2 protein-coding genes are annotated in these 3,013 nt (G+C 70.8%); both read right to left on the bottom strand.

All coding sequences use genetic code 11. From position 1 onward, the window contains the following. Nucleotides 1–337: beta-ketoacyl synthase N-terminal-like domain-containing protein (locus ACLQ28_RS34355; protein ID WP_425690420.1), on the bottom strand; the 337-nt coding region annotated here is incomplete at its 3' end. A 37-nt stretch (nt 338–374) separates the two neighbouring features. Then, nucleotides 375–3,013 (bottom strand): type I polyketide synthase (locus ACLQ28_RS34350; protein ID WP_425690419.1); only part of this gene is annotated, 2,639 nt, incomplete at its 5' end.

Genomic DNA, 3,013 nt, shown 5'->3' with positions numbered 1-3,013 from the left:
GCGAAATCCCAAAAAACCCCGCATCAAAACCCGGCGCCCCATACAAAAACCCACCCTCAGAACAATAAGTAGCCCCCAACCGCTCCGGATCCACATCAAACGGCACATCCCAACCACGATCCGACGGAAAACCACCCACCCCATCCCGACCCTCAACCACCAAACCCCACAAACCATCCGCCGACGACACACCACCCGGATAACGACACCCCATCCCCACAATCGCCACCGGCTCACGCGCCGCGGCGAGCAATTCGTCGTGGCGGTGCTGCAACCGCTTGTTCTCCAATAGCGACGCCCGCAGCGCGTCGACGATCTTCTCGGTCGGCATGTTCATGGTGAACTCCGTCGTCTTCGTCGCAGTGAGAGGCTGGTCAGGACGCGTCGTCGCCGAGAGCCAACTGGACCAGCTCCTCGACGTCCATCAGCGCGATGGCGTCTGCGTCGCCGGGCCGGTCGGCTGTTGTCGCCGCCGCTTGCGCGTCGTCCGGTACGGCGAGCCGCATGAGGGAATCCATCAGCCCGGCCTCGCGGATACGCGCCATCGGAATCGACGCGAGCAGCTGCCGGAACGTGGCCTCGTCGGCGGGTGTACCGGGCTCGTCCGGTGGCGTGAACTCATCGGACAGGTACGCCGCGATCGCCGCCGCCGTCGGATAGTCGAACGTGAGGGAAGCGGGCAGCCGCAGGCCGGTCGCCGCGCCGAGCCGGTTCCGCAGCTCGACCGCGATCAGCGAGTCCAGGCCCAGCTCGCCGAGCAGCCGGTCGTCGCCGACAACCGAGGGCCCCGGCAGCCCGACCGCGACGGCGATCTCCGTCGTCACCAAATCCAGCAGCACCTTCGCGCGTTCCTCGGGAGCCAGCCCGAACAGGCGCTGCGGGAGGTCCGCCCCGGCACCCGTCCGCGCGGTCGGGACGCTGCGCCGGGCAGCCGGGATCAGCTTTCGCAGCAGCGGTGGCACGGCGGCACCGGCCTGGGCGCGAATAGCCGCGATGTCCAATCGCATCGCCATCACCGCCCCGCCCGCGACGGTCCCGCCGGAAAGCACCGCATCGAACAGCGGCAGTGCCTCGCCCGCGGACATCGGCCGCATACCCGCCCGGGACATCCGGCTGAGGTCCACATCGGTGAGGTGCGCGGTCACGCCGCTGGTCTCCGCCCACAGACCCCACGCCACCGAGGTGGCCGGCAGGCCTTCGGCACGCCGATACTCGGCGAGAGTGTCCAGCAGCGTGTTCGCGGCCGCATAGTTGCCCTGGCCCGGCCCGCCGAAGGTGGCCGCCGCGGAGGAGAACAGCACGAACGCGGCAAGCCCGGCCTCACGGGTCAGCGCGTGCAGATGCAGCGCGGCCTCGGCCTTGGGTACGAGCACCCGGTCGAGCCGTTCCGGAGTCATTGTCTCGAGGGTGCCGTCGTCGACCGCGCCGGCCAGGTGGAAGATGCCGGTCAGCGGGTGCTCGGGGGCGATGGAACTGAGCAGCCGTACCAGAGCGTCCCGGTCGCCGACGTCGCACGCGGCCACGGTCACGGTCGCGCCCAGCTCACCCAGCTCGGCGGCCAGTGCGGTGGCACCGGGGGCGTCCGGCCCGCGCCGGCCGGTCAGCAGGAGCCGGCGTACGCCGTGCTGGCTGACCAGGCGCCGTGCGACGTGCCCACCGAGCGTGCCGGTACCGCCCGTGACCAGTACCGTTCCGTCGGGATCGAGAGCGACGGCGTCGTCCGCGTGGTCCGCCACGGCAGGCAGGCGCTCGATGCGGGGAACGACGATGCTGCCCTTGCGGATGGCGAGTTGTGGCTCCCCGGTGGTTATCGCCGCGTGTACCGCCCCGGCCAGCTCGTCACCGTCCACGTCGAGCACAGTGAGGCGCTGCGGGTATTCGGACTGGGCCGAGCGGGCCAGTCCCCAGAGCGGTGCGTGCGCCAGGTCGGCGTCCGGATCGTCGGTTCCGGTGAGGATCGCGCCCGAGGTGACGACGACGAGCTGCGCTCGGCTCGTACGCTCGTCCGCGAACCAGGCCTGCAGCGCGAGCAGCGCATCCCGGGCCGCGTCGCGCAGGTCGCCCGCACGGCCTTCGAGGAAGGGCAGCACCACGACGTCGCTGCCGCCGGTCTCGTCCCAGCGTTCCAGCAATGTCGCCAGGTCGGCGACAGCCCTGGCGCCGGGAATGTGTGGCGCATCGGAGCCGACGACCGTCCACGACTCGGTGCGCGGCTCAGCGGTAGGTGTGCCGGCCGCCGGTGTCCAGGTCACGCGGAAGAGGGAGTCGCTGCCCGGGTCAACGGCCGGGGCCGGCCGGGTCAGCAGCGAGGCGATCGATGCCACGGGACGTCCGGCCTCGTCGGCGACGGTCAGGGTCACCGCGTTCTCGCCGGACTTGCTGACGCGTACGCGAAGGGCGGCCCCCGCTGCGGCGGTGACGGACACACCGCGCCATAGGAACGGCAGACGTGCCTGCTCGGCCTCGTCGCCGGCGAGGAGCGAGCCGAAGCCGATCGCGTGCAGGGCGGCGTCGAGCAACGCGGGATGCAGCCGGTATCCCTCGGTGCCGAGCGCCTGATTGGCGGGAAGGCAAACCTCGGCGTAGACGTCGTCGCCGTGCCGCCAGACCTGGTGCAGGCCTTGGAACGTCGGTCCGTAGTGCAGGCCGAGCATGCGCAACCGTGGGTAGAGATCGTCGAGAGCCACGGGCTCCGCACCCTCGGGGGGCCAGGTGGTCAGGCCGGCGGGGGACTCGGCCGGCAGAGGGCTGATCGTGCCGGTGGCGTGTCGGACCCATGCATTCTCGGTGCCCGCCTCGGCGGTGTTCGCGTAGATGGTCAACGGGCGGCTGCCGTCGGCGTCCGGGGTGCCCACGGTGAGCTGGATGCCGGTGGCGGCGTCGCGCGTGAGGACCAGCGGTGTCTCCAGCGTCAACTCATCGACCTGAGCGAGGTTGAGGTGGGTGGCGGCGTGGGTGGCGAGTTCGAGGAAGCCGGTGCCGGGGAAGATCACGGTTTGCTGTACCGCGTGGT

Source organism: Micromonospora sp. DT201, assembly GCF_049841575.1.
Lineage (GTDB): Bacteria > Actinomycetota > Actinomycetes > Mycobacteriales > Micromonosporaceae > Micromonospora.
The sequence above is the reverse complement of the archived record's forward strand: the minus strand, read 5'-3'. Positions and strand labels throughout refer to the sequence as shown.